Source organism: Variovorax flavidus, from assembly GCF_030317145.1.
In the GTDB taxonomy this organism is placed as follows: Bacteria; Pseudomonadota; Gammaproteobacteria; order Burkholderiales; family Burkholderiaceae_C; genus Variovorax; species Variovorax flavidus.
On the sequence record NZ_JASZYE010000008.1, the window covers coordinates 24,050 to 47,465 of the forward strand.

Annotated in this window: 24 protein-coding genes; 9 read left to right on the forward strand and 15 right to left on the reverse strand. The window is 66.6% G+C overall.

All coding sequences use genetic code 11. The features are described from left to right. The first annotated feature begins 2 nt into the window (after positions 1-2). Positions 3-752 carry an alpha/beta fold hydrolase gene (locus tag QTH90_RS26130; protein WP_286667482.1) on the forward strand — a complete coding sequence of 250 codons (750 nt, stop codon included), beginning with the start codon at positions 3-5 and terminating at the stop codon, positions 750-752. On the opposite strand, the gene QTH90_RS26135 is transcribed toward QTH90_RS26130, so the two are convergent. Together QTH90_RS26135 and QTH90_RS26140 are read right to left on the reverse strand one after the other, a co-directional pair. Continuing rightward, a complete protein-coding gene (locus tag QTH90_RS26135; RefSeq protein ID WP_286667483.1) occupies positions 739-1,656 on the reverse strand; it encodes a bestrophin family protein in 918 nt (305 codons plus the stop codon). The genes QTH90_RS26130 and QTH90_RS26135 overlap by 14 nt on opposite strands. Positions 1,657-1,871: 215 nt before the next feature. After that, on the reverse strand, positions 1,872-3,818 hold the full coding sequence (locus tag QTH90_RS26140; protein WP_286667484.1) for a hypothetical protein: 1,947 nt from the start codon (positions 3,816-3,818) through the stop codon (positions 1,872-1,874). Positions 3,819-4,138: 320 nt separating this feature from the next. Here QTH90_RS26140 and QTH90_RS26145 point away from each other — a divergent pair, with 320 nt between their 5' ends. Together QTH90_RS26145 and QTH90_RS26150 are read left to right on the forward strand one after the other, a co-directional pair. Further along, the gene (locus QTH90_RS26145; protein WP_286667485.1) at positions 4,139-5,224 is read left to right on the forward strand and encodes a carboxymuconolactone decarboxylase family protein; all 1,086 of its coding nucleotides are present in this window, start codon (positions 4,139-4,141) and stop codon (positions 5,222-5,224) included. After that, complete coding sequence (locus tag QTH90_RS26150; RefSeq protein WP_286667486.1) at positions 5,224-6,003, forward strand: adenylate/guanylate cyclase domain-containing protein; 780 nt, start codon at positions 5,224-5,226, stop codon at positions 6,001-6,003. The genes QTH90_RS26145 and QTH90_RS26150 overlap by 1 nt, the downstream gene beginning before the upstream one ends. A 42-nt stretch (positions 6,004-6,045) precedes the next feature. On the opposite strand, the gene QTH90_RS26155 is transcribed toward QTH90_RS26150, so the two are convergent. From QTH90_RS26155 to QTH90_RS26175, 5 genes are all read right to left on the reverse strand, one after another. Then, entirely contained in the window at positions 6,046-8,283 is a 2,238-nt protein-coding gene (locus QTH90_RS26155) for an NADP-dependent isocitrate dehydrogenase (RefSeq protein ID WP_286667487.1), read from the reverse strand. 227 nt (positions 8,284-8,510) lie between these two features. Beyond that, on the reverse strand, positions 8,511-9,440 hold the full coding sequence (locus tag QTH90_RS26160) for a dihydrodipicolinate synthase family protein (RefSeq protein ID WP_286667488.1): 930 nt from the start codon (positions 9,438-9,440) through the stop codon (positions 8,511-8,513). Positions 9,441-9,448: 8 nt separating this feature from the next. Next, positions 9,449-10,621, reverse strand: a complete 1,173-nt coding sequence (locus QTH90_RS26165) for an L-rhamnonate dehydratase (RefSeq protein ID WP_286667489.1) — start codon at positions 10,619-10,621, stop codon at positions 9,449-9,451. Between the two features lie 25 nt (positions 10,622-10,646). Then, positions 10,647-11,693, reverse strand: a complete 1,047-nt coding sequence (locus QTH90_RS26170) for a 4-hydroxythreonine-4-phosphate dehydrogenase PdxA (RefSeq protein ID WP_286667490.1) — start codon at positions 11,691-11,693, stop codon at positions 10,647-10,649. A gap of 1 nt (position 11,694) precedes the next feature. Further along, a complete protein-coding gene (locus QTH90_RS26175) occupies positions 11,695-12,657 on the reverse strand; it encodes a Bug family tripartite tricarboxylate transporter substrate binding protein (RefSeq protein ID WP_444814764.1) in 963 nt (320 codons plus the stop codon). A 121-nt stretch (positions 12,658-12,778) separates the two neighbouring features. Between QTH90_RS26175 and QTH90_RS26180 the strand changes: the two genes are divergently transcribed. Together QTH90_RS26180 and QTH90_RS26185 are read left to right on the forward strand one after the other, a co-directional pair. After that, positions 12,779-13,726, forward strand: coding sequence for a LysR family transcriptional regulator (locus tag QTH90_RS26180; RefSeq protein WP_286667491.1), 948 nt, complete (start codon positions 12,779-12,781; stop codon positions 13,724-13,726). Between the two features lie 84 nt (positions 13,727-13,810). After that, entirely contained in the window at positions 13,811-14,506 is a 696-nt protein-coding gene (locus QTH90_RS26185; protein ID WP_286667492.1) for a GntR family transcriptional regulator, read from the forward strand. A 10-nt stretch (positions 14,507-14,516) separates the two neighbouring features. Here QTH90_RS26185 and QTH90_RS26190 read toward each other — a convergent pair whose 3' ends face one another. The 6 genes from QTH90_RS26190 to QTH90_RS26215 are packed head-to-tail and all read right to left on the reverse strand — an operon-like array spanning position 14,517 to position 17,895. Next, positions 14,517-15,431 (reverse strand): ornithine cyclodeaminase family protein, encoded by a 915-nt coding sequence (locus QTH90_RS26190; protein WP_286667493.1) that lies wholly within the window; start codon positions 15,429-15,431, stop codon positions 14,517-14,519. Between the two features lie 21 nt (positions 15,432-15,452). Further along, entirely contained in the window at positions 15,453-16,202 is a 750-nt protein-coding gene (locus QTH90_RS26195; protein ID WP_286667495.1) for a sulfite exporter TauE/SafE family protein, read from the reverse strand. Continuing rightward, positions 16,199-16,498 carry a 2Fe-2S iron-sulfur cluster-binding protein gene (locus QTH90_RS26200; RefSeq protein ID WP_286667496.1) on the reverse strand — a complete coding sequence of 100 codons (300 nt, stop codon included), beginning with the start codon at positions 16,496-16,498 and terminating at the stop codon, positions 16,199-16,201. Before QTH90_RS26200 ends, QTH90_RS26195 begins: the two co-directional genes overlap by 4 nt. A gap of 18 nt (positions 16,499-16,516) precedes the next feature. Further along, a complete protein-coding gene (locus tag QTH90_RS26205) occupies positions 16,517-16,810 on the reverse strand; it encodes a ferredoxin (RefSeq protein WP_286667497.1) in 294 nt (97 codons plus the stop codon). A 13-nt stretch (positions 16,811-16,823) separates the two neighbouring features. Next, entirely contained in the window at positions 16,824-17,129 is a 306-nt protein-coding gene (locus QTH90_RS26210; RefSeq protein WP_286667498.1) for a 2Fe-2S iron-sulfur cluster-binding protein, read from the reverse strand. 34 nt (positions 17,130-17,163) lie between these two features. Next, positions 17,164-17,895 carry an iron-containing redox enzyme family protein gene (locus QTH90_RS26215; protein ID WP_286667499.1) on the reverse strand — a complete coding sequence of 244 codons (732 nt, stop codon included), beginning with the start codon at positions 17,893-17,895 and terminating at the stop codon, positions 17,164-17,166. A 163-nt stretch (positions 17,896-18,058) separates the two neighbouring features. Between QTH90_RS26215 and QTH90_RS26220 the strand changes: the two genes are divergently transcribed. Genes QTH90_RS26220 through QTH90_RS26235 form a run of 4 tightly spaced genes read left to right on the forward strand, consistent with a single transcriptional unit; the run spans position 18,059 to position 21,844 of the window. Next, positions 18,059-19,519 (forward strand): aldehyde dehydrogenase family protein, encoded by a 1,461-nt coding sequence (locus QTH90_RS26220; RefSeq protein ID WP_286667500.1) that lies wholly within the window; start codon positions 18,059-18,061, stop codon positions 19,517-19,519. A 30-nt stretch (positions 19,520-19,549) separates the two neighbouring features. Next, a complete protein-coding gene (locus QTH90_RS26225; protein ID WP_286614902.1) occupies positions 19,550-20,029 on the forward strand; it encodes a GlcG/HbpS family heme-binding protein in 480 nt (159 codons plus the stop codon). Between the two features lie 4 nt (positions 20,030-20,033). Next, positions 20,034-21,041: a 2Fe-2S iron-sulfur cluster-binding protein gene (locus QTH90_RS26230; RefSeq protein ID WP_286667501.1), complete on the forward strand. Its 1,008-nt coding sequence runs from the start codon at positions 20,034-20,036 to the stop codon at positions 21,039-21,041. A gap of 23 nt (positions 21,042-21,064) precedes the next feature. Further along, positions 21,065-21,844, forward strand: a complete 780-nt coding sequence (locus tag QTH90_RS26235) for an SDR family oxidoreductase (protein WP_286667502.1) — start codon at positions 21,065-21,067, stop codon at positions 21,842-21,844. Here the strand turns inward: QTH90_RS26235 and QTH90_RS26240 are convergent. Both QTH90_RS26240 and QTH90_RS26245 read right to left on the reverse strand, forming a co-directional pair. After that, on the reverse strand, positions 21,841-22,509 hold the full coding sequence (locus QTH90_RS26240; protein WP_286667503.1) for a cysteine hydrolase family protein: 669 nt from the start codon (positions 22,507-22,509) through the stop codon (positions 21,841-21,843). The two genes, QTH90_RS26235 and QTH90_RS26240, sit on opposite strands and share 4 nt — an antisense overlap. A 32-nt stretch (positions 22,510-22,541) precedes the next feature. Next, a complete protein-coding gene (locus QTH90_RS26245) occupies positions 22,542-23,405 on the reverse strand; it encodes an ABC transporter permease (RefSeq protein ID WP_286667504.1) in 864 nt (287 codons plus the stop codon). Positions 23,406-23,416: the final 11 nt, after the last annotated feature.

A 23,416-nucleotide genomic window follows, 5' to 3' on the forward strand; every position in this document is an offset into this window, starting at 1 on the left:
ACATGTACATAGAACAAGGCGGCGAAGGCGCAGACCTTCTCCTGATGCTGCATGGAATGGGCGCGACGGGGGCTGTTTGGTCGCCCATGTGCGCCGAGGCCGGCAAGCGCTGGAGAGGCCGCTGGCTGGCCCTGGACCTGCCCGGCCATGGCCAGTCCGCCCGGCAGGACACCTATGCCATCGGTCAGTACGCCGCAACGGTCGGACGCGCCGCCGTGCCGCACGTTCATCCCGAAGGCCGCCTCGTGGTTCTCGGACATTCGCTCGGCGGCGTGATCGCGCTGGCCCTGGCAACGGGCTGGTTCGGTCTCTTTCCGCATCGGGTCTTCGGTGCCGGCATCAAGGTCGAGTGGAGTGACGATGAACTCCGTCGCATGCAGGCATTGGCATTCCAGCCCGCGAAGCGCTTCTCGACGCAGGAAGAAGCGTCGGAGCGATACCTGAAGGTTGCCGGCCTTGCCGGAATCGTCGATGCGTCGTCGGCGGTCGTCGCGAGAGGGATCGAGCGCGACGGGGATGGATGGCGCCTCGCGATGGATCCACGCGCCAATGCCGTGGGCAAGCCGCCGCTGTCCGAACTGATGGGCCTGGCCCGCTGCCCTGTTCATCTGGGCCGTGGACGAAACGATGCGCTGGTGACGATGGAGCACCTGCGTGCCCTCGATCCCGATGCCCATGATCTGGGGCCGAATGGTCACAACGTGATGGTCGAGGCACCCGACCGGGTTTGGGACTGGCTCAGGTCTGAATGAACCCGGTCGTCCCGGCCTGCGCCGGCATCGATTGCGTTTCACCCATCATCTCCCGCAACGTCCCCTCGATCATGGCCGACATCGCGTCGAGCGCCAGGTCGTTCGGCTGGGTGCCGAAAGGCTCCTCGATCTCCGCACCCAGCGCCTCCAGCGCAAAGAAGGTGTACGCGATGAAGGCGACGATCACCGGCGTCATCGGACCGATCGAATCGACCAGCCCGAAGGGCAGCAGCACGCAGTACAGGTAGATCGTGCGATGGATGATGACGGCGTAAGTGAACGGGATCGGCGTGCTGGCGATGCGCTCGCAACCGCCCAGGGCTTCGGTGAGACGGCCGAGTGGCAACTCCATGGCCTGTGCAAGAGGCGGTGACAACTGCCCCATGTTGCGGCGATCGCGCAGCCATTCGCCCGCCATCAACAGCAGCATCGCCGGCTTGTAGCGTGCCGCCTGCAAGCGGGAACATTCCTCCGGCGAAAGCAATCGTTCGAAGTCTGCAGTGGGGTCCGTCATGCGCAACTGGTGGCGCAGCGCATGGACGAAAGCGATGAGGCGTGCTGTCAGCACAGGCGCATCCGATGACGCTGAATCGGCCAGTGTCAGCGCCTGCCGCACCAGCGTGCGCGTCTCGTTGAGCAGCGTGCCCCACAGCATGCGCGCCTCCCAATAGCGCGCATAGCTCGTGCTGTTGCGGAAGCCCAGGAAGATGGCGAGCGTCAGGCCGATCAGCGAGAAGGGCACGAAGTTGAGCGGAATCTTCCACGCGAACAGGCGCCCGTGCAGCACCGTCACGAGGATCGCGAAGGCCGTGGTTGCCAGCAACTGCGGCACGATCACGGGCAGCACGGAGCCGCGCCACACAAACAGCATGCGCAGCCAGTGGGGGCGGGGGCGGACGATCATGGTGTTCTCATTCTGACGCGAAGCGCCTGCCGACCGCCCGCTACTGGCGTGACGAGATGAGGTCTGTCGAGCCGCTTGCATCGAATCGGCCGCGGCCATGGTGGCCTGCACGCGGCGATCGAGTTCTGTGTCGAGAAAGTCCGCCAGGGGCTGCCCCCGGCTGGGGCTGGCGGACCCTCGTCCTTGGGTTGGAGTACGTCGACGGGGCGAGCCCATCAAGGCGTGATAGTCGGAATCCCGAGTTGCATGAACAAGGCGTTGGTCGCCGGCAGGTTCAAGCGCGTCGTATAGGTCGTGCGCTGCTTGGACTTGTAGCCGTAGAAGATCTGGCCACCGCGTTCCACCATCACGCGCTCGTAGTCGAACGACGCGGCGATTGCCGGCGGATTGGCAAGCGTCAGCACCCTGGCATCACCTAGCGTGGCGACCGAGTACGTCCCCGTGCCAACGGTCGTGCAATTGCGTTGCGATCCGTTGATCTGTCGTTGCGGACAGGTGTAGTACGTGACCGCGTTTCCGCCCGTGAAGGCAAACCTGACGAAGGTGTTGCCGGTCATGTAGGTCGTCGGGTTCGCAAGCACCGGCGCAGTCCCGATGAAGCCCACGCTCAGCGTGCTGTTGCCCCACCATTCATTGGGGTCCGGCCCCGCAACGCCGTTGATGAAGCCTTGGCTGTAGACACAAGGCGTGCCCTTGAATCGCGCGAGCATGGTCTCGATGCTGGTGACGGCGATGGTCGGTGATGTATTCGCCTCCGCGCTCAGGCAGACCGAGCCGGCGTTGGCGCGCGCATCGTCTCCGGCCGAAATCTGGTCGGAGTACCCGATGAGCGGCGATGTGACATCGAACGCGTAGGCCGATTGCGCAGACGTCGTGCTCTGGGCCAGCAGCTTCGACTTGGCGGGAAAGACCGCCGAACCATAGTTGGCCGTTCCACCGCCGGTGTATCCCGCCGGCGGCGAGCCCCAGCTTGCATAGTTGGGAAGGCTTGCCTGGATCACGGCGACGACGTCCGCGATCTTGCGATCGGAGATGTCGACTTCGGAGCGCTGTGACGAACTGAGTTCGAGGCCGTCGCAGTAGTTGTTGTTGGCGGTGCGCCCATTCGCATCGCGAGCGGACTGGACGTTTTGCAGTCCGAGTGGGCAGACGACCCAGGCGCTGCCGTTCCAGTGCTGGTCGTCTCGCCTCGAATAGGCGCCGCCTGTGGCCCATTCATAGGAGACTCCGGCCGTCATCGCCCGTGAATAGGAGCGATAGCGCGTATTGCCGTTGGCGTCTGGCGTGTTCTCCGCAGCGGAGGCCATGAACACGCGGTAGTACCAGTTGCTCGCGTCGCCGAAGTTCAGGAAGCTCAGCGTGGCCCCTGCCACCGCCGTTGGGTTTTCGATGGGTGCCCGCGCCGCGGCAATGACCAGCGGAAGCGAACTCGCCGTCAGACCGCTTTCCGCATTGACCTCCGCCGCCCGCGCTGCGACCTGGGTCTTGCAGGTGTCGGCGCTCGGGGAGGCGCATGCCGCCTGTACTTCCGGGCTCTTTGCGACTTCCACCAGGGCCGGAAAGGATTCGACCGCCTTCTGGGTGATCGCCTTGTCGATGTCGGCCTGCGTGATCGCCGCACCAGCCAGGTCAGGGGTTCCGGCCGCCGGTGACAGCGTGCTCGTGTACTGCTGCACCGACACCACGAACAGTCTCGCTGCGCTGGCAGCCACCTTGCCGCCGGCGCTCGAGTCGGCGGTGAAGTCGGCCAGCATCGAGACGGCCAGGCCAGCCTGCGCCTGCGCAGCTGCCGCCGCGTCGGCCGTCGACATGCCGTTCTGCTTGACCATGTGCTGGACGATGGTGGTCAGCGGGCTGACCACCCCCGTGCTGTCCTTGGGCGCCGTCAGTTTGAAGGCAACCGGCACCGGGCCGGTGTCCGCGTCGACGGCATCGGTGCCCACCAGTGCCACCACAGGGGCCTTGCCGACGCTGTCATTCGGAACGACCAGTGTGGCCACGCCTGCGCTATTGGTCTTGGCGGTCGGCTCGCCGGAGTCCAGCGCGCCGTTCTCGTTCAGGTCGAGGAAGACCGCCGCGTTGGAGATCGCACCGTCCACGACCTTGACGTCCACCTTGGTGGTGGTCGCAGGCGTGGTGCCGCCCCCTCCCAGGGCGCCCACTGGAAAACCGCCTCCTCCACCCCCTCCGCACGCGGAGACGAGCACCGCACACGCCAATGAAACCGAAGAAACCGCAACAGTCTTCATCGCACCCTCCGTTGTAATAGTTACCAAAAAGAACCACGATCCAGACCGTATGCGCGGGCGAACCTGGCGGCATCACGTAGATGCGCCTTGTGCGCGGATTTGATTCGTGCTACTTGGCGAGGCCAGTCGACTCACCGGCACGGGAGCGACCCCATGACCCCATGGAAGGCAGAATGCGGTCGACGTGCAAATGCCGGCGAAGCGCGCCGCGTCCCGTTTCGGTTGGAGTGCCAATGGCTGTATTGCTGAGCGAAATCCAGTGGAGCGACCCGGTCCTGCCGGTGACGCACGATGCGCAGTGGGAGGCCGAACTCAAGCGCCGTGGCGCCCCGGTCCTGGAGGTGGACCGCCGGGTCGCACCCAGCCCCTGGCTGCGCGAGGCGGCCTACCAGGCGACGAACTACGCGCCCGGCGCCTTGCCGGAGCGGCTGCACCGCATCGGCAGCATGGTGACGGCGCAGGAGAACTCGTGCCGCTACTGCTATGGCGCGAACCGGGCCTACATGAAGGTGCTGGGTTATTCCGAATCCTTCATCCAGCAGGTCGAACGCGACGCGCAGATGGCCGAGTTGGACGACAAGGAGCGCGCCTATATCGCCTTCTGCCGCAGCCTGGCCCGATCGAGGCCACGCCCGGCGGCGGCCGAGCGCGCCGCCTTGCTCAAGAGCGGCTACACCCCGGCGCAGATCGGCGAGATCGCCTTCGCGATCTCGTTCGGATGCTTCTACAACCGCGTCAGCACCTTGCTGGCGTGTCCGCCCGAGCAGAAGTTCGAACGCATGGCCAGTGGCCCGTTTCGCTGGTTGCTCGCGCTGGCGATGCCGTTGACCAAGAAGTTCGCGCCGGGCAGGCCCGTGCAGCTGCCGATGGATCGCGCGGACTTGGCTGCGGGCCCCTTTGGCGTGGTGCTGGAGCCCTTGGCCGGCCTCGGGGCGGGCAGGGTCATGAAGGCGGCGCTCGACGGCGCATTCGAGTCCCGGGTGCTGAGCCGCCGCGCCAAGGCGCTGATGTTCGCCGTGGTCGCGCGCACGCTCGGCTGCCCGCATTGCGAAGCCGCGGCGACCCGACTCTTGCGCGAAGACGGCCTGAGCCAGGAGGACATCGACAACGCCATGGCGACGCTTCGCAGCCCGCACCTTGCGCAGCGCGAAGCCGGCCTCCTGGCCTGGACGCGCGACACGGTCTACTACGAGCCTGCGTCGATCCAGCAACGAACGCGCGCCCTCGGTGCCGAACTGGGCGACGCGGCGCTGCTGGAGGCCATCGGCGTGGCATCGCTGGCGAACGGAACGGTTCGGCTGGCCATGCTGCTGGAGTGATGACGCTCACCTGGGTCCTGGTCGTGATCGGCGCCGTCGCCCTGTCGGGGCTGGCCGTGCTCGTGTTGCGCGGCCGTCGCCAGAACGACCAGCTCGAGAAGCTGCTGCTGGCCGCCGACGACAAGCTGGAGCAGCTGCAACGCCAGTTCGAGCGTTTCGTGCCCGCTGACGTGGTGGAGCGGCTCACCCACGCCGGCGACGCCTTCACGCCCGAGCGACGCCAGGTGACGATGTTGTTTGCCGACCTGCGCGGCTTCACGGCGCTGTGCGACCGGCTCGACCCGGCGGTCACGGTGAGCATCCTGAACGATTACTTTCGCCACATGACGGCGGCGATCATCCAGCATCACGGCCACGTCACCGAGTTCGTGGGCGACGGATTGCTGGCGCTGTTCGGCGCGATGGAGTCCAACCCCTGGCAGGCGCGGGACGCCGTCATGGCCGCACTGGAAATGCGCGCGGAGCTCGCGCGCTACAACGCAAGCTTGCGCGACAAGGGCCTGCCAGAGCTGCGCTTCGGCATCGGCATCCATGGAGGGGAAGTGGTGGCCGGCGTGATCGGCACCGCCGGCCTGTCGAAGTTCAGCGTGACCGGCGACCCGATCAACGTCGCCTCGCGGGTCGAGGGGCTGACGAGCAAGTACGAAGTCGATCTGCTCGTCACGGAGGACATTCGCCGCACGCTCGATGGCCAGTTTCGCCTGCGGGCCATGCCGCCGGCGATGGTCAAGGGCAAGGCGGAGCCGATCCAGACCTACTACGTGGAGGCCCAGGAATGATGCCGCTCACTTCCGTGCGGAAGTGAGCGGCCGGGGCCCCTGTCAGCCGACCGCTGCCGCGAGGGCCGCGTTCAAGGTCGCGCTGGGTCGCATCACGGCATCGGTCTTGTCCGCATCCGGCTGGTAGTAGCCGCCGATGTCGGCTGGCTTGCCCTGCACCGCGGCCAGTTCGTCCACGATCTTCTTCTCATTGGCGGCAAGCGCCTTGGCGAGCGGACTGAAGTGGGCGGCGAGTTCCTTGTCCTCGGTCTGCTCGGCCAGGGCCTGGGCCCAGTAGAGCGCCAGGTAGAAGTGGCTGCCCCGGTTGTCGAGCTGGCCGGTCTTGGGCGAAGGGCCCTTGTTGTTGTCCAGCAGCTTGCCCGTGGCGGAGTCGAGCGTCTTGGCGAGGATCTTGGCCTTGGTGTTGCTGGTCTTGATGCCCAGGTCTTCCAGGCTCACCGCCAGGGCGAGGAACTCGCCCAGCGAATCCCAGCGCAGGTGGTTTTCCTCCACCAGTTGCTGCACGTGCTTGGGTGCCGAACCGCCGGCGCCCGTCTCGTACATGCCGCCGCCGGCCATCAGGGGCACGATGGACAGCATCTTGGCCGAGGTGCCCAGCTCCATGATGGGGAACAGGTCGGTCAGGTAGTCGCGCAGGATGTTGCCGGTGGCGCTGATGGTGTCCAGCCCGCGAACCACGCGCTCCAGCGTGTAGCGCATGGCGCGCACCTGGCTCATGATCTGGATGTCCAGCCCGACGGTGTTGTGCTCGTGCAGGTACATCTTGACCTTGGTGATGAGCTGCGCCTCATGCGGGCGGTAGGCGTCCAGCCAGAACACCACCGGCATGCCGGAGTTGCGCGCACGCGTGACGGCGAGCTTGACCCAGTCGCGGATGGCGGCGTCCTTGACCTGGCACATGCGCCAGATGTCGCCGGCTTCCACGTTCTGGCTGAGCAGCACTTCGCCGGTGTTGAGGTCGGTGATGTTGGCCACGCCGTCCTCGGAGATCTCGAAGGTCTTGTCGTGCGAGCCGTATTCCTCGGCCTGCTGGGCCATGAGGCCGACATTGGGCACGGTGCCCATCGTCTTGGGGTCGAAGGCGCCGTGCCACTTGCAGAAGTTGATCATCTCCTGGTAGATGCGGGCGAAGGTGCTCTCGGGCATCACGGCCTTCACGTCCTTCAGCCGGCCGTCGGCGCCGTACATCTTGCCGCCGTTGCGGATCATGGCGGGCATCGAGGCGTCCACGATCACGTCGTTGGGCGAATGGAAGTTGGTGATGCCCTTGGCGGAATCCACCATGGCCAGCTCGGGGCGGTTCTCGTGGCAGGCGTGCAGGTCGCGCCGGATCTCGTCCTGCGTGCTTTGCGGCAGGGCGGCGATCTTGTTGTACAGGTCGACCATGCCGTTGTTGACGTTCACGCCCAGTTCCTCGAACAGCTTGGCGTGCTTCTCGAAGGCCTCGCGGTAGAAGATCTTCACGCAGTGGCCGAACACGATGGGGTGCGACACCTTCATCATGGTGGCCTTCACGTGCAGCGAGAACATCACGCCGGTCTTGTGGGCGTCCTGGATCTGCCGCTCGTAGAAATCGACCAGTTCCTTCTTGCTCATGAACATCGAGTCGACCACCTCGCGTTCCAGCAGGGAGACCTTCGGCTTGAGCACGATGGCCTTGCCGCTCTTGGTGATGAGTTCCATCTTCACGTCGCGGGCCTTGTCCAGCGTCATGGACTTTTCGCCGTGATAGAAGTCGCCGTGGTGCATGTGCGAGACGTGCGAGCGCGACGCCTGGCTCCATTCGGCCATGCTGTGCGGGTTCTTGCGGGCGAATTCCTTCACCGCCTTGGGCGCGCGGCGGTCGGAGTTGCCCTCGCGCAGCACCGGGTTCACCGCGCTGCCGATGCACTTGTTGTAGCGGGCGCGGATGTCCTTTTCCTCGTCCGTCTTCGGGCTCTCGGGGTAGTCGGGAATCTTGTAGCCCTTGTCCTGCAGTTCCTTGATGGCCGCCTTCAGCTGGGCCACCGAGGCGCTGATGTTGGGCAGCTTGACGATGTTGGCGTCGGGGCGCAGCGTCAGCTTGCCCAGTTCGGCGAGGTTGTCGGGCACGCGCTGCGCTTCAGGCAGCGCCTCGGCGAACTGGCCCAGGATGCGGGCGGCCACCGAGATGTCGCTGGTCGTGACGTCGATGCCCGCCGGTGCGGCGAAGGCCTTGACGATGGGCAGGAGCGATGCGGTCGCCAGGCGGGGAGCCTCGTCGGTGAGGGTGTAGATGATCTGGGAGTTTTTGGCGGTCATGGCAGCCTTGGGATGGGTTGAACACACGCAATGTCACCCGCCGGCATGGCGAACGGGGTTGCGGACTGGGGCAAACTTTAGCAAGTTGGGGCGAGGCTTTCCGGCGTCCAGTCTTTTCTGGACGCTGACTATCGTCGAACAGCGACCGACCCGAGGCTTCCCGGGCGGACTGTCCTGGCGTATTTTCGCCCGTCACAGGCCGTCGTTGCCGACGCCCGCCACCCATTTCACCGAGCCCAGTGCAATACCTGCGCGTCGAGCCTGCGCGCCGTCTCGATCAGGAGCGACCGGCTGGCGGGGTGGATCGCCGGGAACGGATGGCGCGGCGCCTCGCAGGCGATCACGCCGCCTTCCTTCATCAAGGACTTGGCCGCCAGGAGTCCGCACTGGCGGTTCTCCAGGTTGATCAGGGGCAGCCAGCGCTCGTAGGCCGCAATGGCTTCATCGCGCCGGCCCGCGCGGTAGGCATCGAGGATGGGACGGATGCCGTCCGGAAAGCCGCCGCCGGTCATGGCGCCGGTGGCACCCGCTTCGAGATCGGGCAGCAGCGTGATCGCTTCCTCGCCATCCCACGGACCTTCGATGGCATCGCCACCGAGCCGGATGAGTTCGCGCAGCTTGGCGGCGGCGCCCGCGGTCTCGATCTTGAAATAGGCGACGTGCTCGATCTCCATCGCCATGCGCGCGAGAAAGGCGGGCGACAGCGGCGTGCCCGCGGCCGGCGCGTCCTGGACCATGACGGGAATGCCGACCGCATCCGAGAGCCGCGCGTAGAACTCGTAGATCTGCGGCTCGGGCACCCGGAAGGTGGCGCCGTGGTAGGGCGGCATCACCATCAGCATCGCGGCGCCCATGTCCTGTGCGCGGCGGCTGCGCTCGGCGCACACCCGGCTGCTGAAGTGCGTCGTGGTGACGATCACCGGCACGCGGCCCGCCACGTGTTCGAGGATCGTGCGCGTGAGCACCTCGCGTTCGTCGTCGGCCAGCAGGAACTGCTCGGAAAAGTTGGCCAGGATGCACAGCCCGTCGGAGCCGGCGTCGATCATGAAGTCGACGCAGCGCTTCTGGCTGTCGAGGTCGAGTTCGCCGCTCTCGGTGAAGGTCGTCGGCACGACGGGGAACAACCCCTGGTAGCGGGCGGGTCGGTGGGTGTTCATGGCCGCGCCTATTCGATGATGTCGAAGTCCTTGAGGAATTCGGTCTTGAGCGTGAGGCCGAGGCCGGGCTTGTGGTCGTCGAGCTGCAGGAAGCCGTTCTCTGCCACCGGCTCGCCGTCGAAGATGTAATAGAAGAGTTCGTTGCCCACTTCGACGTCGAACATCGGGAAGTACTCGGCCATCGGCGAAGCCAGCGTGCTCATCGTCAGGTGGTAGTTGTGCATCTGGCCGGCGTGCGGAATGACGGGCACCGAGTAGGCCTCGCACAGCGCGTTGATCTTGTGCGCTGCGGTGATGCCGCCGACGCGGTTGGTGTCGTACTGCACCACGCTCACCGCCTTGCGTTCGAGCAGCTGCTTGAACCCGTAGAGCGAGAACTCGTGCTCGCCGCCCGAGATCGGAATGCTGGTGAAGGCATTGAGCTCGGCATAGCCGTCGATGTCGTCGGCGATCACCGGCTCCTCGACCCAGCGCGGCTGGAACTTCTCGAGCTTGGGCAGGATGCGCTTGGCGTACTCGACGTTCCAGCCCATGTAGCACTCGAGCATCAGGTCGTTGTCGTAGCCGATGACCTCGCGGATCGCTTCGACCGCCTTGAGGTTCTCCGACACGCCCTGGGTGCCATGCGCCGGGCCATAACCAAAGCGCGACTTGAACATGGTGAAGCCCTGGTCCAGGTACTTCTTCGCCTCGTCCTGCATCGCCTTGAGGTCGGTGCGGTAGAGCTTGGAGTAGTAGCAGGGGATCTTTTCCTTGGTGCGCCCGCCCAGCAGCTTGAACACCGGCTTGTTCACCGACTTGCCGAGGATGTCCCAGATCGCGAGGTCCACCGCCGAGATCGCCGCCATCGTGATGCCCTTGCGGCCCCAGGCGTGGGTGGCGCGGTACATGCGCTGCCAGAGGTATTCGTAGTCCCAGGGGTCCTGGCCGATCACGAGCGGCGCGAGGTACTGGTCGATGATGGCCTTGGCGATCGTGGGCGCGAGCGCCACGTTGCCGAGCCCGACGATGCCGTCGTCGGTCTCGATCTCGACCACGGTCCACGAATGGAAGCGGAAGGTGCTCATGGTCTCCGCGGGCGAGTAGAGCAGGTCCATCGCGTTGGAGCAGAAGTTGCCCTGCGGCGGAACGGTCTTGCCTTTCCACTGGAAGACGCGGGCGCGGACGGATTTGATCTTCATGGTGTCTCTATGGTTGGGGAGGGGTTCAGGCGGTTGCCTGGCTGGCGAGGCGGTGGGCGGCGCCCATGCGGCTCGCGATGCGGAAGGCTTGCCAGGTCGCTTCGACGCTGGCCTTGCCCTGGCCCGCGATGTCGTAGGCCGTGCCGTGCGCGGGCGTCGTGATCGGAATCGGCAGCCCGCCCTGTACCGTGACGCCGCGGCTGAAGCCCAGCAGCTTGATCGCGATCTGGCCCTGGTCGTGGTACATGGTCACGATCGCCTGGTAGTCGCCGGCCTGGGCCTTCAGGAAGATGGTGTCCGCCGGGAAGGGGCCGTGGAAGGGCGCGTCGGTGGGCCAGCTGCGAGCCTGCAGCTTCCGGACGGCGGGCCCGATGATCTCGATCTCCTCGCGCCCGCACACGCCGCCGTCGCCGCCATGCGGGTTGAAGGCGGCAATCGCGACCTTCGGCTGCGGCACGCCGTTGGCCAGCAACGAGCGGTAGATGAGTTCTGCCGCCTGCTCGATGCGCTCCACGCTCAGGTAGCTCGCCACGTCCTTCATCGGCACATGCGAGGAAATGCGCGAAGTCCAGAGTTCGCCCAGCGTGTTGAATTCGCAGAAGTAGCCGGTCACGCCCAGGTGCTCGGCGAAGTGGTGCAACTCGTCCTCGTGCTGCATGCCGCCGATCTTCATGGCCTGCTTGTTGAGGGGGGCGAAGCAGATGGCGTCCACCTCGCCGGCGAGCGTCGCGTCCATGCACTGGTCGAGCACCTGGAGCACCGACCGTCCGCCCGCCGCTTCGGCGACGCCACGGTGCACGAGTGCCGGGTCGATGCTGTCGACCGGCAGGAAGGCGGGGCGGGCCGTGCCGGCCCGGTCGCGCACTTCGGCGAAGGACTGCACTTCGTCCACCGCGACAGACGTGCCGGCGATGCGCTGTCCTTCGTCCCACAGCCAGCGGTCTCCGACGAGCACCACGTTGGCCAGCGCAGTGGCTTCGGATCTGGCGAGAAGGCGGGCGATGAGTTCGGCGCCGATGCCAGCAGGGTCGCCCAGCGTGACGGCGACGACGGGGAGGATGGGTGTGCTCATGTCAATCCAGGCGGATGTTGTTCTTCTTGATGATTTCGCCGAAGCGCTTGAACTCGGCAGCGTGGAACTGCGCGAACTGCACCTGCGTCATCGGCGTGATTTCGGCGCCGACCGCTTCGAGCCGGGTCCGGGTCTCGGGCATGGCGAGGACCTGGTTGACCGCGTCGTGCACCTTGTCCTGCACCGCCTTCGGCGTCGAGGCCGGCATGTAGATGCCGTACCAGGCGCTCATCTCGATGCCCGGCACGCCTGCTTCGGCGAGGGTCGGCACGTTGGGCAACTGCGGGTTGCGCTTGGCGGTGGTGACCGCGAGCGCGCGGATCTTGCTGTTCTTGATCTGCCCGATCACCGAAGGCAGGGTGTCGAAGCTCATCTGCACCTGGCCGCCGATCAGGTCGACCAGAGCCGGCCCGCTGCCCTTGTAGGGCACGTGGGTGATGTCGATGCCGGTCGCATCCTTGAACATCTCGGCCGCGATGTGCTGCGTGCTGCCGGCGCCGCTGGTCGCGTAGTTGAGCTTGCCGGGCTCTTTCCTGGCCAGCTGGACCAGGGCCTGCACCGAATCCGCCGGCACGCTGTTGCTGACCACCAGCACGTTGGGCACTGCACCGACGAAAGCCACCGGCACGAGGTCGCGGTTGTTGTCGTAGTTGAGCTTGAGCAGGTGCGGCGCAATCGCGTGCGCGGTGACGACGCCCATCACCACGGTGTGGCCGTCCGTCGATTTGGCCGTGGCATCGGCTGCCAGGGTATTGGAAACGCCGGGCCGGTTCTCGACCACGACCGGCTGCTTCAGCAGCGGGCCGAGCCGATCGGCCACCGCCCGGGCCATGGCATCGGTGCCGCCGCCGGGCGCGGAGCCCACCATGATCTTGATGGGCCGGGCGGGCCACTCCTGCGCCAGCGCACTGCCGACGCCAAGCGCCAGCGTCGCCGCCATCAAGGCATGTACGAGATTCTTCATGCTGTTTGTCTCCAGGCTGTTTTTGGGCTTTTCGGGCTATCGCGAGTCCTGATGGTAGGAACGCAATTGATCGCCGTAAACTGAAAGCTCTTGATCGTTCAATAGCCGGAGGTAATCAATCGTGGGCTCCATCGACCGGCAGGACAGCACGCCCCAGTTGCTCAACCGCCTGCGCATGCGGCAGATCGCATTGATCCTCGCGATCGAGGAGCGGCGCACCTTGCGGGGTGCGGCAAGCCAGTTGGGGATGACGCAGCCCGCGGCCACCAAGATGCTGCATGAACTGGAGAACGCATTGGGCCAGCCGCTTTTCGAGCGCGTCGGCCGCGGTCTCCAGCTCAATGCCGCGGGCGAGCGTGTGACGGGCTACTTCCGCAGCATCCGCGGCAGCATGGAGGCGCTGAATCGCGAACTGGGCGAGCTGCGGCTAGGCAGCGCGGGCAAGTTCTCGGTCGGCAGCATCATGGCGGCCTCGCCCGGGCGCCTGACCGATGCCATCGTCGGGCTCAAGGCCGCGTTTCCATTGCTGTCGATCCAGGTCGCCGTCGACACCAGCGACCGGCTGCTCGCGCAACTGCGCGAGGGCGTGCTGGAGTTGGTCATCGGCCGGCTCGTCGGGCATCCCGGCATCGAGTGCACCTTTCGCGCGATCGACGATGAAGCGCTGGCCGTGGTGGTCGGGAACGAGCATCCACTCGCGCGCAAGCGGCGTGTCGAGTTCGAGGAGCTGCTCGACTACCCATGGATCCTGCAGCCCACGGGAAGCCCGATGCGCGACGTGATCGAGCGGGAGTTCCGCGACCACCACGCGCAATTGCCCAAGGGGCTGGTGGAAACCGGCTCCATCCTGACGTCGATCAACCTGATCCGGCAGTCGCTGCTGGTGGCGGTCATCCCGGAGACGGTGGCGCGACGCGATGCCGAGCATGGCGTGCTGCGCATCGTCGCCTACCGGATGAAGCAGAAGCTGGAGACCTACGGCAGCCTGGTTCCCAAGGACCGTCCCTTGAGCAAGCCCGCCGAGCACTTTCTCGCGCTGTTGCACGCGAATCGCAAGACTGTGCGCTAGCGCTGCACCGAAACGGCCGGGCACAATATGGATTTCGTATACCGGCTGGTTTGCCGGTGAAGATCACGGGTCGCCGTTGGAGCAATGGAAGCACTAAACACAGATGGCAAATTGGGCGAGCGCCACGCGCCGCTCACGAAGCTTGTCTTGGCGGCACTGCGGGAGCGCATTCTGAGCGGGGCGCTCGCGCCGGGTGAAAGGCTGGTGGAAGGCCGCCTTTCCGAGGAACTGGGTGTCTCGCGGATGCCGGTGCGCGAGGCCTTGCGCGCCCTGGCGGCCGAAGGCATCGTGGCCATCGAGCCGCGGCGCGGCGCGACGGTGACGACCTTCACGAAGGAACAGATCCAGGAGATGGTCGAGGTGCGCGCCACGCTGGAGGCGCTGAACGCCAAGCTGGCGGCGCGGCGCCACGACCCGGTGCAGATCGCCAAGCTGGAGCGCATCCTGGCCGAAGGCTCGCAGCTCACCAGCGACGACGATCTGGCGCGCATTTCGGCGCTCAACCTCGACTTTCACGAAGCGCTGGGCAACGTCGCGGCCAATTCGGTGCTGCAGGAAATCATGCGTTCGCTGCGCGAGCGGACGGCGCTCTTCTTCACGGTGAACAACCGGGAACGCATGCACGCCAACTGGCAGGAACACGCCGCCATCCTGCGTGCCGTGGTGGCCGGCGACGCCGAACTGGCAGCGCTGCTCGCCGCGCGCCACGTCTACAGCGCGGCCGAGCTGCCTCCGGCGTTGCCGCCAGCCTCCCCTTCGGCGCCGGCAGAGTCCGCCTGAAGGCGCGGGCTCAGTGCCCGCCGAGGCGTTGCCAGGCGAGGCCCGCGAGCGCCACGTCCTCCAGGCCCACGCCGACCGACTTGTAGACCGTGATGTCGTCCAAGGTCCGGCGGCCACGCACCTGACCGGTGACGAGCTCGGCCAGTTCCACGATCTTTTCCTCGGGCAGTACGCCTTCCGCCGCCTGCACCAGCTCGCCGGCCTCGCGCAGTGACTGCGTCCGCCACTCGACCGCGACCAGCGCAGCGCGCGACAGTGCGACGTCGTCGAGTTCGCGCGTGTGCGGCAGGCTGGAGCCGATGGCGGCGACGAAGGAGCCCGGTGGCAGGCGTTCGCCCGCGAAGAGCGGCGTGGTGGCGCGCGATGCGGTGACCACGATGTCGGCGCCGTCCAGGGCCTCGTCGGCGGTGCACAGGCGCACCGGCGCACCGCATTGCGCGGCGAGGCTTTCGGCCAGGCCCGGAGCGGGGTTGCGTGTGCAGACGCGGATGCTTTCGAGCCTGAAAGCCGTCGCCATCTGCACCGCATGCGCCTGGCCTTGCGTGCCCGCACCGAACAGCGCCAGGTGCCGCGACTCGGGGCGCGCCAGATGCTGTGCCGCGATCACCGAGCAGGCGGCCGTGCGCAGCTTCGTGATGGCGCCGGCGTCGAAGGACGCCAGCGGCCGTCCGTCGTCGGTCGAGAACAGCAGGATGACGAACGAGAACTGTCCCTTGATCGTCGTGTAGACCTTCGCGCCTGCCACGCCCTGCCCGGGGATGACGGCGCCCAGCGTCGAGAGCTTGACGCCGCCGGCCTCGGTGCGGATGCGTTCCTGCATCGCTGCCTCGTGCTGGCCGAAGCGCGCGAAGGCATCGCGCAGCACCTGTTGCGCATCGGCGGGCGAGACCAGCGCCTCGACCATGGAATCAGTGATGTGTTGCATGACGGGGCTCCGTGAAAGGTGTCAGTAGCCGACGGCTTCGCGCACCAGCAAGGCCACGGCACCGAAGGCGGACAGCGCCAGCAGCAGCCCGCGCACCGCGCCCCGCGGCACCCGTTGGTTGAGGGGCCCCGAGAGCGCGAACCCCGCCGCCATCAACGGCAACAGCCAGGCGGTGAGCAGCAGTTCGTGCCGGCCGAAGCGCCCGACGCTCGCCAGCATAGCCACCGAGAAGGCGGCGCCGACGAAGAACACGCAACCCAGGGTCGCGCGCAGCCTCGGCGGCGGCAGGTACTGCATGACCAGCGCAAAGGGCGGCGCGCCCGCGGAGGTGATGGTGCCCATCAAGCCCGACGCGATGCCGGCACCGACCATGTTGCCGCGCGATGCGTCGATGCGGCGCCCGCTCAGGCTCAACGCCACGCCCGCGAGGATGAAGATTGCGAACATCACGGTCAGCAGCTCGGCCGGCAGGAGCATCAGGCACACCGCGGCACCCAGCGTGCCCACCACGCGGCCTATGAGCGCCACGCCTGCCGCGCCCCAATCCACCTGATCCAGCTCGCGCAGCGCGGACATCAGTGCCAGCGGCCCGCCGAGCGCGAGCAGCGGCCCCGGTGCGAGCTCGGGATAGAACAAGGCCGCAATGGGCGCCGAGAACATCGCGAAACCGACACCGCCGATGCCCTGCAGGCAGGCGCCCACGAGCACCATCGCGGCCATGCCGGCGTAGTGGGCCAGGCTCATGCCATCGGGCAGCAGCGAAGCGATCATCTGGCGAGGACGCGCGGTTTCCAGGACACGGCGATGTCCCCGTTCACGAAGGTCTGGCAGGCCATGCGCCAGCCCTGCTTCAATTCGTCTTCGGAGAGGTGCTTCTTCTCCTTGGCCTTGACGGCATCGGTGTGCTCGACGCCCTTTTCGACGAGGCACTTGCAGGTGCCGCAGAGGCCGCCGCCGCACTTGAAGGGGATGCCGCCCTGTTCGCGCAGCGAGATGCGCAGCAGGTTGCCGCCTTCGGGCGCGGAGACGACCTTGGCGTTGTTGCTGATGAAGGTGATCTGGATCATGAAGAGGCGAGGGGAAATTCAGGTGGGCACCAGCACGACGTCGGCATCGCCTTCGTGCACTAGCTCGCGCAGGGCCTTGCGCGCGCGTTCAACGGTCGTGAACTTCTCGAAGAACTTGATGGGCACGTGGTTGACGGTTTCGGGAGGCACCTCGTCGATCACCGTGATGCGGCAGTCCGACACGACTTCCGCGATCACGAAGCGCGCCTTGCAGCGGCCGAAGAAGAGGTAGTCGGCCGACTCGACGCGCCGCAGGCCCTCGACGAGCTCGGTGCGGAACTGCCCGGGCTTGCTGGTCAATATCACGTACATGGTGGGCGATGCTTCAGGCGGGCAGCGCGTCGTCCTGCGCCAGCTCGACGTCCTGCTGCACCCAGAGCTGGCAGGCCAGGCGCCAGCCCGCGTCGAGCCGCTCGCCGAGCTGCTTCTTCTCCTTCCAGTTCGGAGGAGGAAGATGCTCGGCGCCGGCCAGCACGCGACAGGCGCACTTCGAGCACTTGCCCATGCCGCACTCGTAGCGCAGGTGCGGGTAGGGAAACTGCTTGATGCCTGCGCGCACCACGAGGTTGGTGTTCTCCTTGACCTCGTCGCTGTAGACCTGGCCGCCTTTGTGGAAGGTGATGATGGGCATGCGTGGCGGCTTGCAATTAGGAATCGCTGGCCGTTCAGGCGGCTTCGAGCGCCGGCTGCTTCGTGCCTTCGATCGCCACGTAGTCGTGGTACAGCGCCGTCGTGTAGAGCAGGCGCATCTGGGCGCCGACCTCGCAGATCTTCAGGCAGCGCTGCTGCAGCTCGACCGTGGTGGCGTGCTCCAGCACGATCTGGTAGCCGCGCTCGCCGTGGATCTCGTCCGAGACGATGTGCAGGTCGAAGAACTCCACCTCCTCGTCCGTGAAGCCGTACTTCTCGCGCAGTGTGGGCGTCTGCTTGCGGTAGATCGAAGGCACCTGCGACTCCAGCCCCACGACGAGGCCGGCGACGGCCACGATCGGGTCTTCGCGCATCGCGACCGCGTAGCACCAGCTTTGCAGGCCGCGCGTGGTGGGCGACATGTTGTCGGGGTCGGTCACGCGCTCGCGCGTGGTGCCGCAGGCTTCGGCGAAGCGGATCAGCAGGTCGGTGTGGCGGTCGCCGCCGATCTCTTCCTCGTACATGTTGGCAAGCAGGAAGTCCTTGGCCTCGGTGTAGCGGTCGGGCATGCGTGCATACAGATAGCCCAGGTAGTCGGCGAAGGGGCCGACGTAGTGGTAATGGTTCTCCGCCCAGCGGGCGAGGTGCGCGCGGCTGAGCGTGCCGCCGGCCCAGGCCAGGCTGAACGGGGATGTGTTGGCGCTCTTGCCCTTGATGGCGTTTTCGAGGGCGGTACGGAATTCGTCACGGTTCATGAGGGCGGGCATGCGGGCTCCTGGTCGGAAAGGTGATGGATTGGCGGCTGTTGTTATGAATACTGTATACCAAACATCGTTGCGACTGCAAGCCATCCAGCAGGAGAGGTCGAATCTTGTTGTTTTGTTTGGTATACAGTATTCTCTGAAAAGACCTCATCGCACATCCCTCGACATGACCCACGCCTCATCGACCCCCTTCCAGAACCACATCGACGGAGCCTGGGTTTCCAGCTGCACCGATCGCACCTTCGACAACATCAACCCCGCCGACGCGCGGGAGATGGTGGGGCGCTTCCAGGCTTCGTCCGCCGACGATGCCAAAGCGGCCGTGGCGGCTGCTGCCGCTGCTTTCGACGGCTGGCGGAAGACGCCCGTGTCCCGGCGCGCCGCGATCCTCAACGCTGCCGCGCAATACCTGGAGGCCAACGCCGCCAGCTTTGCCGAGGAACTGACCCGCGAGGAGGGCAAGCCGCTGGCCCAGGCCCGCGACGAGATCCTGCGTTCGGCCCAGACGCTGCGCTTCTATGCGGTGGAGGGCCAGTCCTTCTCGGGCGAGACCTTCCCGCAGGACGACCCGGACATGGTGGTCTACAGCCAGCGCGAGCCTCTCGGCGTGGTGACGGTCATCAGCCCGTGGAACTTTCCGGTGTCGATCCCCGCGCGCAAGATCGCGCCGGCGCTGGTCACCGGCAACACCGTGGTGTTCAAGCCCTCGTCGGATGCACCGCTGTCGGGCCTTCGGCTGGCCGAGGCGCTGATCCAGGCCGGGCTGCCCAAGGGTGTTCTCAACTTCATCACGGGGCGCGCCTCGGAGGTCGGGCCGGTCATCACCGAGTCGCCTGCCGTGCGCGCCATCTCCTTCACCGGCTCGACGGCGGCGGGCGAGCAGATCCACCGCGCCGCCGCCATGACCACGCGCACGCAGATGGAGCTGGGCGGCAAGAACCCGCTGATCGTGATGGACGATGCCGATCTCGACAAGGCAGTCGATCTCGTCATCAAGGGCGGCCTGTCGCTCAGCGGCCAGGCCTGCACCGGCACGAGCCGGGTGCTCGTGATGAAGAAGATCAAGGCCGACTTCACCGACAGGCTGGTCGCCAGGGTGCGGACCCTCAAGATCGGCAGCGGCATGACGCCCGGCATGGACATCGGCCCCCTCGCCACCCGCAAGCAACTGGAGACGGTGCTCGGCTACATCGAGATCGGCAAGTCGGAGGCCACGTTGCTGTGCGGCGGCGAGCGGCTCGTCGACGGCGAATTCGCCCATGGCTTCTATGTGACGCCGGCCATCTTCACCGGCGTGACGCAGCAGATGCGCATCGCGCGCGAGGAGATCTTCGGGCCCGTGATCGCGATCATCGAGGCCGACAGCTACGAGGACGCGATCGCCAAGGCCAACGACACCGAATACGGCTTGTCCGCAGCCATCGCCACTACCAGCCCGGTGCATGCGCACCGCTTCGCGCAGGACATCCAGTCGGGCACCGTGAAGATCAACCGCACCACCACCGGCAACCTGATCAACGCGCCTTTCGGCGGACTGAAGCGATCCAGCACCTCGACCTTCCGCGAGTCGGGCCGCACCGGGCTCGAGTTCTATACGCAGATCAAGACCGTCTACCGCGGCTGCTGATCCTCTCCTTTCCTCTCGCAGAGATACCTCATGAAAACCGCACTCAAGCTCGAACTCGAAGAAGCCCGCCTGATGATCGCCGCCGCCATCCGCAAGGCGGAAGAAATCGGCGTGCTCGAAACCATCTGCATCGTCGACGACGGCGGCTATCCGATCGCCATGGACCGCATGAACGGCGCCCGCATCACCGGCCCGCAGATCGCATGGAACAAGGCCTTCACGGCTGCCGGCCACAAGCGGTCGACGCACCTCTTCAACACCCTGCCCAACGGCCCCGCATTGCCGGGCAACGAGGCCTTCGGCATCCAGTGGAGCTTCGAGGGCAAGTTCGCCGTCTTCGTCGGCGGCTTCCCGATCGTGGTCGACGGCAGCGTCATCGGCGGCGTCGGGCTGTCGGGCGGCAATGGCGAGCAGGACACGAAATGCGGCGTGGCCGCGCTGCAGGCCCTGCACGAGTTCCTCGAAGCCAAGGGCCATGCGGTGCTGGTCGAGGCCGACATCAAGAAGTAAGGCGATGGCTTTTCGCATCCAGCTGCTCGACACCGCGCAGAGCTTCGAGGCCGCGCCCGGCGAATCCGTGCTCGACGCAGCCTTGCGTCACGAACTGCGGCTGCCGCACGATTGCCGCTTCGGTACCTGCGCGACCTGCCGCATCAAGCTCGTCGAAGGCTCGGTGCACTACGACGACTTCCCGCCCGGCCTGATGCCCGAGGAGGCCGCGGAGGGCTTTGCGCTGGCCTGCCAGGCCAGGCCGGCGAGCGACCTCGTGATCAGCGCCGCGCGCCGCTTGCCGCCATGCTCCGAGCCAGCGCGCCACCTGGCCACCGTGACGGCCCTGCGGCCGCTCGGCGACGACGTGTTGCACCTGTCGCTCGAAGTGCCGTCCGAGGCCGAACTGCTCTATCGGCCGGGCCAGTACATCAACATCCTTCTGCCCGAGGGCGGCCATCGCAGTTTCTCGATGGCGTCGCGGCCGCATCCGCAGGCGCTCGACTTCCACATCCGGCGCATTCCCGAAGGGCGCTTCACCAGCGGCCATGCCGCGAGGTTGAAGCCCGGCGACCGGCTGCCGGTGGAACTGCCGCATGGCAGCTTCTGCTTCCACGCCGAGGACTACCGGCCGCTGCTGATGGTCGCGACCGGCACCGGGCTGGCACCCATCAAGAGCATCCTGGAGTCGCTCATGGACGACGACGACTGCCCGCCGGTGAGCCTCTACTGGGGCATGCGCACCGAGGCCGACCTGTACCTGCACGACGAGATCCAGCGCTGGGCCGACCGCCTGTGCGACTTCCGCTATGTGCCCGTGCTGTCGCGCGCGGGCGCAGGCTGGGCCGGCCGGCGCGGGCACGTGCAGCAGGCGGTGGCGGAGGACTTCGAGGATCTGTCGGAACACGCCCTCTACCTCTGCGGCTCGCCGGCGATGATCGGCGACGCGAAGCGAGTCTTCCTGGCGCGCAACGCGAGCATCGACCATCTGTACAGCGACAGCTTCACCTTCCAATCCACCGCCACGGCCTGAGCCGCGGCACGCAAGGAATCCCGATGGACCTCGGCATCTCCCAGCGCACGGCGCTGGTCTTCGGCGGCAGCCGCGGCATGGGGCGCGCCTGTGCACGGCAACTCGCGCTGGAAGGGGTGAAGGTGGTGATCGCAGCGCGGACCGAGGCCACGCTGCACCAGACGGCGGCCGAGCTGTCGGCCGAGACCGGCGCCGCGTTGCGCTTCGTGGTGGCCGACATCACGACCGCAGCAGGCCGCGATGCCGCGCTCGGGGCCTGCCCCTCGCCGGACATCCTCGTCAACAACGCCGATGGTCGGCCCCCGGGCGACTTCCGCGAATGGACGACGGCCGACTGGCATGCCGCGTTGGACGCCATGATGCTGGGCCCGATCGAGATGATCCGCCGCACCGTCGATCCGATGATCGAGCGCGGCTTCGGACGCATCGTGAACATCGTCTCGCGCAGCGTGAAGACGCCGCAGGCCGAACTGGGACTGTCGAACGGTGCGCGCTCGGGGCTGGTCGGCTTCGTCGCCGGCCTGGCGCGGCAGACCGTGCGCCACAACGTGACGATCAACAACATCCTGCCCGGCGTCTTCGCGACCGATGCGCAGCGCCACCACGTCGAGGGGCTCGTGAAGGCGGGCGGCAAATCCTTCGAGGCGTTGTGGGCAGAGCGCGGCCGCAACAATCCGGCGGGCCGCTTCGGCCGCGCTGAGGAGGTCGGCGCGCTCTGCGCGTACGTGTGTTCAGCACACGCCGGCTACATCACCGGGCAGAGCCTGCTGATCGACGGCGGAGCCTACCCCGGCACCTTCTAGGCCCGCAGCCGCTCGCCGATTTCGTCCCCGCTCAGCACGTCACCGAAGAACAGCATCCAGTTGTGCAGCGAGTGCACGTGCTCTTCCGGCGTGACGGCCGAGAGCGCGTCCTCCACCATCACGGTGGCGTAGTTCATCATCATGGCGTCGCGCGCGGTCGACTCGCAACAGACATTGGTGACGGTGCCGCCGATCAGCACGGTGTCGATGCCGCGCTCCTTCAGCACTTCGTCGAGTGACGACGAGCCCGGCACCAGCGCGCTGTAGCAGCGTTTGACCACGCGCGGGTCTTCCGGCCGTACGTCCAGGCCCGGTGCGAGCTGGAAGCCGGGGTGCGAGCGGCCGAGCTCCAGCAGGCGGCGCGCGCTGCGCTCCGGCGTCAGCATGTAGGCGTGGTGGTGCGACCAGAAGCTGTCGGCGCCGTCGGAGCAGGTCTGGACCCACACAACTGTGCCGCCGGCCTCGCGCAACGCCGAGGCGAGCGCATTGACCTTGCCGAAGGTGGCGCCCGCCGGCGCGCACTCGCCCAGGTAGCCGGGCTGCGTGTAGTAGTTCTGCAGGTCGACCACCACGAAGGCGGTGCGGCTCGCGTCGAAGCGGGGATAGGGGTGCAGCGTGCCTTGCCGCGCGATCACGCGGTCGACGATCCAGGCGGGGAATTCCATCGTGTGTATTGGCTCTCTCTGGTTTCTCGGGTTCAGCCGTAGCGGCGTGCGAGCGCGCTTTCGACGCGGGCGATAACGAGGTACATCAGCGCCGACATCAGCGCCAGCACCACGATCGCGGTCATCACGATATTGAGCTTGAAGATCTGGCTGCCATTGACGATCAGGAAGCCCAGCCCCTCGCTGGCCGACTGGAACTCGCCGACGATCACGCCGACCAGCGACAGCCCGATGTTCATCTTGAGCGCCGCGATCAGCGTCGGCACGCTGCCCGGCAGCACGACCATGCGCAGCACCTGCGCGCGGCTCGCGCCCAGCGTGGTCGCCAGCTTGATCTTGTTCGGGTCGGTCGACTGGAAGCCGTCGTAGGCGACCATGATCGTCACGAAGATCGCGATGGCGACCGCCATGCCGTACACCGAGTATTCCGAGCCGAGCCAGATGTAGAAGATCGGCACGAAGGCGATCTTCGGCATCGCGTTGGCGACGACCAGGAAGGGGTCGAGCACCTTGTTCGCGAAGCGCGACCACCACAGGCCCGCCGCGATCGCGACGCCGAACACCATGCTGAGCACGAAGCCGACCAGGGTCGCCTTGAAGGTGGCCCAGGTGTGCATCAGAAGATGGCCGTTCTGCAGCAGGTCGACGAAAGTCGGCCACAGCGCGCTTGGGTAGCTCGTGAGCATCGGGTTGACCAAGCGGGTCTTGGCCAGCAGCTCCCAGAGGCCGAAGAAGGCCGCGAGCAGCAGCAGCCGGCTCGCGAGCACCAGCGTCTTCTCGCGGCGCTGGCGCGCCAGCCAGGCCGTGTAGGCCGCGCTGGGGGCCTTGTCCGGGGTGACGGCGGGTTGTGAAGGCAGGGCCGCAGGGGGCATCGTCATCGTGGGGATTGCATTCATGTCTGCGCTCA